This window comes from Ectobacillus panaciterrae DSM 19096, assembly GCF_000430785.1.
Taxonomy (GTDB): Bacteria; Bacillota; Bacilli; order Bacillales; family Bacillaceae_G; genus Ectobacillus; species Ectobacillus panaciterrae.
The window spans coordinates 46438-54744 of the sequence record NZ_AUMR01000047.1 but is presented as its reverse complement, the minus strand read 5'-3'; the positions used below and the strand labels follow the sequence as shown (position 1 = coordinate 54744).

The 8307-nt window shown below is 42.9% G+C and carries 7 protein-coding genes; all 7 read left to right on the top strand.

Translation table 11 applies throughout. From position 1 onward, the window contains the following. Positions 1 to 130: hypothetical protein (locus H540_RS34575; protein WP_245592231.1), on the top strand; the 130-nt coding region annotated here is incomplete at its 5' end. A 19-nt stretch (positions 131 to 149) separates the two neighbouring features. Continuing rightward, positions 150 to 1088 carry a malate dehydrogenase gene (gene mdh, locus H540_RS0112420; protein WP_028400942.1) on the top strand — a complete coding sequence of 313 codons (939 nt, stop codon included), beginning with the start codon at positions 150 to 152 and terminating at the stop codon, positions 1086 to 1088. A gap of 205 nt (positions 1089 to 1293) precedes the next feature. Beyond that, positions 1294 to 1767 carry a MaoC/PaaZ C-terminal domain-containing protein gene (locus H540_RS0112415; protein ID WP_028400941.1) on the top strand — a complete coding sequence of 158 codons (474 nt, stop codon included), beginning with the start codon at positions 1294 to 1296 and terminating at the stop codon, positions 1765 to 1767. A 153-nt stretch (positions 1768 to 1920) separates the two neighbouring features. Then, the gene (locus H540_RS0112410) at positions 1921 to 2637 is read left to right on the top strand and encodes a response regulator transcription factor (protein WP_028400940.1); all 717 of its coding nucleotides are present in this window, start codon (positions 1921 to 1923) and stop codon (positions 2635 to 2637) included. Then, positions 2630 to 4384 carry a two-component system histidine kinase PnpS gene (gene pnpS, locus H540_RS0112405; protein ID WP_028400939.1) on the top strand — a complete coding sequence of 585 codons (1755 nt, stop codon included), beginning with the start codon at positions 2630 to 2632 and terminating at the stop codon, positions 4382 to 4384. Before H540_RS0112410 ends, pnpS begins: the two co-directional genes overlap by 8 nt. Positions 4385 to 4787: 403 nt before the next feature. Further along, a complete protein-coding gene (gene polA, locus H540_RS0112400) occupies positions 4788 to 7421 on the top strand; it encodes a DNA polymerase I (RefSeq protein WP_028400938.1) in 2634 nt (877 codons plus the stop codon). 12 nt (positions 7422 to 7433) lie between these two features. Further along, positions 7434 to 8270 carry a DNA-formamidopyrimidine glycosylase gene (mutM, locus tag H540_RS0112395; protein WP_028400937.1) on the top strand — a complete coding sequence of 279 codons (837 nt, stop codon included), beginning with the start codon at positions 7434 to 7436 and terminating at the stop codon, positions 8268 to 8270. Positions 8271 to 8307 lie beyond the last annotated feature (37 nt).

Below are 8307 nucleotides of genomic sequence, written 5' to 3'. Positions count from 1 at the left end.
GATTGCTTCTAAAGTTGTAACGTATGACTTCGCTCGTCTTATGGACGGTGCAACAGAAGTGAAATGCTCTGAGTTTGCGAATGAATTAATCAAAAATATGGACGTGAAGAAAGCGGTAGAAAACGCGTAATCGTGTAGGAGGAAAAATTATGACAATCACACGTAAAAAAATCACTGTAGTAGGCGCGGGATTTACAGGCGCAACAACAGCATTTTTAGCTGCTCAAAAAGAACTGGGAGACGTAGTGCTAGTTGACATTCCACAGCTTGAAAACCCGACAAAAGGTAAAGCATTAGATATGCTTGAAGCAAGCCCGGTACAAGGCTTTGACGCAAATATCATCGGTACGTCAGACTACGCAGACACAGCTGATTCCGATGTAGTGGTAATCACAGCTGGTATTGCACGTAAACCAGGCATGAGCCGTGACGATCTTGTTGCAACAAACTCCAAGATTATGAAGAGTGTAACGCAAGAAATTGTAAAATACTCTCCAAACTGCGTAATCATCGTATTAACAAACCCAGTTGATGCTATGACTTATACAGTATTCAAAGAGTCCGGCTTCCCGAAAGAGCGCGTAATTGGTCAATCCGGCGTACTTGATACAGCTCGCTTCCGTACATTCGTAGCACAAGAGCTTAACCTATCTGTAAAAGATGTTACTGGCTTCGTATTAGGCGGACACGGCGACGAAATGGTGCCGCTTGTACGCTACTCTTACGCTGGCGGTATTCCGCTAGAAACATTAATTCCAAAAGACCGCTTGGATGCAATTGTAGAACGCACGCGCAAAGGCGGCGGCGAAATTGTAAATCTATTAGGAAACGGCAGCGCATATTATGCACCTGCAGCTTCTCTAGTAGACATGACAGAAGCGGTTCTTAAAGATCAGCGCCGTGTGGTGCCGGCTATCGCTTATTTAGAAGGCGAGTACGGCTACAGCGATCTTTACCTTGGTGTACCTATTGTCCTAGGAGGCAACGGCATTGAGAAAATCGTTGAGCTTGATCTTCTTGATGAAGAAAAAGCAGCTTTAGATCGTTCTGCTGAATCTGTACGCAACGTTATGAAGGTTCTTGCTTAATAAAAGCAAAGCTTCATCAGTCAGAATGCAAGATTTCTTCACTGATGCCAGCATAAGAAAAAGATTCGGGAGCAAGTCCCGAATCTTTTTCCCTTATTAGGGGATTATTTTTGTGAAATAACTTGAAAGCGCTACCAAAAAGGTGCAGGACAATCTGTATGCCTAGAGTATGCAGTCGGAACAAAGACTCGGAGGTGGAGAGGATATGTTAAGGAAGAAGTTTAAGCTAGGCCGTAAAATGGATGAGATTTCAATAGGGGAAAAACTTACTATTACAGAAAAAATTGAAGACAAGGATTTGCTTTTATATTTAGGTCTGACAGACGATGCGAATCCTTTATACATTCAGCATGACTACGCTTCGCAAACTCCATATCAAAAGCCAATCGTTCCAAGTGTGATGCTGACAGGGATTGTAACTACTGCGGTTACGAAGTATTTGCCCGGCCCCGGCAGCCATGTTGTAAGACAAGAACTGGAATTTCCGAAATCCGTGCACCATTATGCGACGCTGCATTTTCACTTTGAAGTAATTGCTGTTTATCCGGATAAGCACGTAATTGAAATGCGAGTCGCTGCTTATGATGAGGAAGAAGATAAGGTCATTCAAGGACTTCTTGCAGTAGCTCCGCCCCATCACCTCACTTCTATGATGGAAAGAGCGCTCGATAATTTTTAAAGGACGACTTTTCGTCCTTTTTTTTTGTTCAATCACGGAATCTTTTCTTTTTCAATTGAGCATCCAATTATTTTCTAGTATCATAAAATTGATAGAGTAGACAAAGACTATATGGATGAAGATCGGTTTTACTTTGTGACTTGGAGGAATAGAATGAGTAACCGGATTTTAGTAGTAGATGACGAGGAATCTATCCTAACCTTAATTGAATTCAATTTGCAGCAGGCAGGTTTTGAAGTCATAACAGCCATAGATGGAGAGACTGGTTTAAAGAAAGCGACAGAAGAACGGCCTGATTTGATTATATTAGATCTTATGCTTCCAAAAATGGACGGTATGGAAGTATGTAAAGAGCTGCGTTTGCAGCGTATGATGACTCCAATCTTAATGCTGACGGCAAAAGATGATGAGTTTGATAAGGTGCTCGGACTTGAGCTGGGGGCGGATGATTATATGACAAAGCCATTCAGCCCAAGAGAAGTAGTGGCACGTGTAAAAGCAATTTTACGCCGTACAAAGCTTCAGGAGGAACATACACCAGACGAAAAGGAAGACGGAAAACTTACAATTGCCGATTTGAAAATTCTGCCGGAGTATTACGAAGCTTATTTCCAGGAGGATAAGCTGGAGCTTACACCGAAGGAATTTGAATTGCTTGTATACTTGGCAAAGCATAAAGGGCGTGTTCTGACGCGGGATCAACTGCTCAGTGCAGTTTGGAACTATGACTTTGCAGGAGATACACGCATTGTAGATGTGCACATCAGTCATTTGCGCGATAAAATTGAAAAAAACACGAAAAAACCAGTATATATTAAAACAATTCGGGGATTAGGGTATAAGTTAGAGGAGCCAAAGGCTGATGAATAAGTTTCGCTCGAGGCTTCTCTTTGCTTTAATTTCTCTTATCATCGCCGTGCTTGTTGGACTCGGCATCCTATTGGGCCAGCTTTTTAAAGGGTTTTATATGGAGAATTTCAACAAGCGCATGGAGAAAGAGCTTCAGTATGTTGCTTCCGTTATGGAATGGGAGGGAATTCGTTATTCCTTGTTTTATCCGGAAACGCTGCAGCGAGTAGAAGAGAATTTAAAGGTAAACCTCAGCTTGCTCGATGAAAAAGGAGAAGTTTTATATGACTCCAAAGGACGTAAGAAGCTTGCTGAGTCCAATGGAGCAGTTCAGGGAATTATTACAAAATTGGATAAAACTCCAGATGTAGTTGAAGCGAAAAGCGGAGATTCGGAAACATATTATTACGGCATCCTGCTTCGCGATAAGCATGATGACCGAGCGTACTTAATTGTTGATTTATCCGTAAGCTCGTTAACAGACATTCATAAAAAAATTTGGTACCTTCTTATTACGAATTTTCTGATCGCATTTGTCGTAATCGTGTTTCTCGGGATTAAGATTACCGCTCAATATACAAGGCCGATTGAGAATGTCGCGAAGGTCGCCATTGAACTTGCGAAAGGAAATTACAAAGCACGGGCATATGGCAGCAATGCAGATGAAACAGAAATGCTCAGCCAAGCGATCAATATTTTAGCGCGCAATTTGCAGGAGATGACCTCGGCACAAGAAATGCAGCAGGACAGGCTTCATACGCTCATTGAAAATATGGGAAGCGGCATGATTTTAATCGACAGCCGCGGCTATATTAATCTCGTTAATCGCTCGTACAAAGAAACATTCCATGTTACAAACGAACAATATCTTGACCGTTTATATTATGAAGCTTTTTATCATAAAGAAGTTGTTGCTCTTGTGGAAGAAATTTTTATGACAGAAGTAAAGGTGCGAAAGCAAATGCTCTTGCCGCTTCGCATTGAGCGCAAGCACTTTGAAGTGTACGGCGCTCCCATTATCGGAACAAACCATGAGTGGAAAGGGATTATTCTTGTATTCCACGATATAACGGAGCTGAAGAAGCTGGAGCAGATGCGGAAGGATTTTCTCGCTAATGTATCGCATGAATTAAAAACGCCGATTACCTCTATTAAGGGCTTCTCTGAAACGCTGCTGGACGGGGCGATGGAGGATCAAAAGCTGCGTGAGTATTTCCTTTCTATTATCTTGAAAGAAAGCGATCGGATGCAAAGCTTAATTGAGGATTTGCTCGATTTATCGAAAATCGAGCAGCAGGGTTTTAAATTGAACATGGGCATAGTGGACTTGAAGCTGCTGCTTGAAGAAATCGGCGTGATTTTACAAGCGAAGGCGGAGGATAAGCAAATAGAGCTTGCATTTCATATAGATGAGCATATTTCTGTGTCCGGTGATCCATATCGTCTAAAACAAATCTTTATCAATTTAATTAATAACGGAATTTCTTATACGCCTGCAGGAGGGCGTGTCAGTGTAACAGTAGAAGATGAGCAGAAATGGGCTCGCATCAAAATATCCGATACAGGAATCGGAATAAACAAAGAGGAAATCCCGCGTATTTTTGAACGCTTTTATCGCATAGATAAGGCACGCAGCCGCAATACGGGAGGAACAGGTCTTGGCCTGTCCATTGTAAAGCATCTTGTAGAGGCGCATCATGGCAAAATTACAGTGGAAAGTGAAGTAGGGGAAGGTACAGTATTTACTGTTATGCTTCGAAAAGAATAGATTTACATTATGTTAACAATACATTCATGTCTCGTTAATATATCTCTGTTATTCTAATTAACGAAAACCCCTTCATCCAAGGAGTAGTTTTGGGTGAGAATAGATTCTTTCTATTCTCATCCCTTCCCTTTTTTAAATCTTTCGTTATGTACAAAATATATTTTGGCAACAAACCGTTATTTTCCTTCTCTTATCAGGTCATGATATGATAGAGAGGGAAAATAACGGTTTTTTTGATGAGTAAGAAAGTATAAAATTCCGGGAGTATGTCTAGCGCAGCCTTCGCCGCAAAAAGGCAAAAAGCGCCTTTTCGGGCGGAGAACCTTGACCTCTGCGCCTCGAAGGCTGCGCTTTTCTCATGCAAAACACTTTATATAGAAAGGAAATGGGGAGAATGATGAGCTTGAAGAAAAAGGTCGTCTTACTTGATGGAAACAGCATCGCATACCGTGCATTTTTTGCATTGCCGCTGCTGAATAATGATAAGGGAATACATACGAATGCCATTTACGGTTTCACAATGATGTTAATGAGGATATTGGAGGAAGAAAAGCCAACACATATGCTTGTCGCGTTTGATGCTGGAAAAACAACATTCCGCCACAAAACATTTAGTGAGTATAAAGGCGGACGCCAAAAAACGCCGCCGGAGCTGTCTGAGCAGTTTCCGTTTATTCGCGAACTGCTGGATGCTTTTCATATTAAGCGTTATGAACTGGAGAATTATGAAGCTGATGATATTATCGGTACGCTCGCAAAAGAAGCTGACAGTGAAAATGTTGAGGTAAAAGTTATATCCGGTGATCGTGATTTGCTGCAGCTCGTTTCTGAGACTACAAAAGTTTCCATTACGCGAAAGGGCATTACAGAAGTAGAAGAATACACGCCAGAAGCATTGTTCGAAAAGTACAGCCTCACTGCCAAGCAAATTATCGACATGAAAGGGCTGATGGGGGATACATCTGATAATATCCCTGGCGTGCCCGGAGTAGGCGAGAAAACAGCTATTAAGCTGCTCAAAGAATTTGAGACAGTGGAAAATCTATACGAGAACTTGGAAGGTGTAAGCGGCAAAAAGCTTAAAGAGAAGCTCGAAGCGAATAAAGAGCAGGCGCTCATGAGCAAGGAACTGGCTACGATCAATACGACAGCGCCTATCGCTGTTCATTTACATGATATCGCATATAACGGCTATGAACCGGCAGATGTAGTTCCGATTTTCCAAAATCTTGGGTTCAACTCTCTTCTTGATAAGCTGGATGTAAAGCAAGAGGAACAAGAGCCGACAGCTTTGGACGAGCTGTCTTTTGAGCGAGCAGAAGAGTTTAACAGCGACGTATTGCGTACTGACAGCGCACTTATTGTGGAAGTGCAGGAAGACAATTATCACGGTGCAGCCATTCAAGGCTTCGGTATTGTAAATGATACGGGCTGTTATTTTGTTCCGGCAGAGCTGGCTTTAAAATCCGAAGAGTTTAAAGCGTGGCTTGCTGATGAAAATATTGCTAAGTCTACATTTGATGCGAAGCGAGCAATCGTTGCGCTAAAATGGAAAGGCATTGAACTGAGAGGAATTGATTTCGATCTTCTCGTCGCAGCTTACTTGCTCGATCCGTCGGACACGGATAAAGATTTTCGTTCTGTTGCTAAAATGAAGGGCGCTCACACTGTGCAATCGGATGAAGAGGTGTACGGTAAAGGGGCAAAGCGGGCGGTACCAGCTGAGGAAGTGCTGGGAGATCATATCGCGCGCAAAGCGAGCGTACTGTACAACGTCAAACAATCCTTTATAGAAGAGCTTAAGAGAAATGAGCAATATGAATTATTCACAGAGCTTGAACTGCCGCTTTCCCGCGTATTGGCAGATATGGAGTACACGGGCGTGAAGGTGGACACGGGTCGTTTGCGCGGCATGGGCAATGAACTTTCTGCAAAGCTTGGGCATATCGAGAAAGACATCCATGAGCTGGCTGGCGAAGGGTTCAATATCAATTCACCGAAGCAGCTCGGAACCGTGCTGTTTGAAAAGCTGAACTTGCCGGCTATGAAGAAGACGAAAACGGGATATTCCACATCCGCTGATGTTCTTGAGAAGCTGGTAGATCATCATGAAATTGTTGAAAAAATTCTGCTCTACCGTCAATTAGGAAAGCTGTATTCCACATATATTGAAGGTTTATTAAAGGTTGTTCATGAAAATACATCAAAAATCCATACGCGTTTTAACCAGGTGTTAACGCAAACGGGCCGGTTGAGTTCTACAGAACCGAATTTGCAAAATATCCCGATTCGTTTAGAGGAAGGGCGAAAAATTCGTCAAGCTTTCATTCCGTCTGAAGAGGGCTGGGTCATATTTTCTGCAGATTACTCCCAAATCGAGCTGCGTGTGCTGGCTCATATTGCAAGAGATCAGGGGCTGATTGATGCGTTCCGTCACGATATGGACATTCATACAAAAACAGCAATGGATGTATTCGATGTTGCAAATGATGAAGTTACATCCAATATGAGACGGCAGGCAAAAGCGGTTAATTTCGGGATTGTGTACGGTATCAGCGATTACGGCTTGTCGCAAAACTTAGGAATTACACGAAAAGCAGCTGCGGAGTTTATTCAAAAGTATTTAGAAAGCTTCCCTGGCGTAAAGGAATATATGGATGCCATTATTCAAGAAGCGAAACAGCAAGGGTACGTTACGACACTGCTCAACCGCCGCCGTTACATTCCTGAGATTACAAGCCGCAACTTCAATCTGCGCAGCTTTGCGGAGCGGACAGCAATGAACACGCCGATTCAAGGAAGTGCAGCCGATATCATCAAAAAGGCGATGATTGTTATGTTTGACCGCTTGCAGGAAGAAAAGGTGCAAGCGCGTCTATTGCTGCAGGTTCACGACGAACTCATTTTTGAAGTTCCGAAAGAAGAAGTAGAAAAAATGGAGAAGCTTGTACCGGAAGTAATGGAGCACGCAATTGAATTAATGGTTCCGCTGAAAGTGGATTATTCTTATGGTCCAACCTGGTACGACGCAAAATAAGGAAGTGAGACAATGCCGGAATTGCCAGAGGTAGAAACGGTTAGAAGAACATTGGAATTGCTTGTGAAGGGCAAACAAATTGAGGATGTTATCATTACGTATCCAAAGCTCATTAAAGAGCCGGATGATGCAGAGATGTTTAGAAGCATGCTGCAAGGCGAAACGATTGAATCGATTGACCGAAGAGGAAAATTTCTGCTGATTTATGTGACTGATTATGTAATTGTTTCGCACCTTCGCATGGAGGGGAAATATAGATTGCATGAAGCAGCAGATCCTGTGGATAAGCATACACATGTCCGGTTCCGCTTTACAGACGGATCGGAGCTTCGCTATAACGATGTCCGCAAGTTTGGTACGATGCACTTGTTCCAAAAAGGGGAAGAGAAAGAACGGCTTCCGCTCGCTGATTTGGGACCAGAGCCGTTTTCTGAAGAATTAACTGCAGCGTACCTGCAGAAGCATTTGCAAAAGACGAATCGAAAAGTGAAGGTTGTATTATTGGATCAGAGAGTGCTTGTCGGCCTTGGCAACATTTATGTAGATGAAGTACTGCACCGTTCAAACATTCATCCAGAGCGAGAGGCATCATCTCTGCTTCTGGAGGAAATTGAAAAGTTGCAGGAAGAGATTGTACTGACGCTGATGGAAGCCGTAGAAAAGGGCGGCAGCACAATCCGTACGTATATCAATTCGCAGGGCCAAATCGGGACGTTCCAGAAAAGTTTATTTGTTTACGGCAGAAAAGGAGAAGCGTGCGAAACATGCGGGGCCCCTATTGAAAAAACAGTTGTCGGCGGACGGGGCACCCATTATTGTCCCGTTTGTCAGCCTAAGAATTTTGAATAACATCGGATAGTTTTGTCATATACGTACAGAAAGCTGT

What these genes read in the sequence shown, in the direction of transcription:
- mdh (WP_028400942.1), top strand. Translation starts at nt 150, where the DNA reads ATGACAATCACACGTAAAAAAATCACTGTAGTAGGCGCGGGATTTACA.
- H540_RS0112415 (WP_028400941.1), top strand. Translation starts at nt 1,294, where the DNA reads ATGTTAAGGAAGAAGTTTAAGCTAGGCCGTAAAATGGATGAGATTTCA.
- H540_RS0112410 (WP_028400940.1), top strand. Translation starts at nt 1,921, where the DNA reads ATGAGTAACCGGATTTTAGTAGTAGATGACGAGGAATCTATCCTAACC.
- pnpS (WP_028400939.1), top strand. Translation starts at nt 2,630, where the DNA reads ATGAATAAGTTTCGCTCGAGGCTTCTCTTTGCTTTAATTTCTCTTATC.
- mutM (WP_028400937.1), top strand. Translation starts at nt 7,434, where the DNA reads ATGCCGGAATTGCCAGAGGTAGAAACGGTTAGAAGAACATTGGAATTG.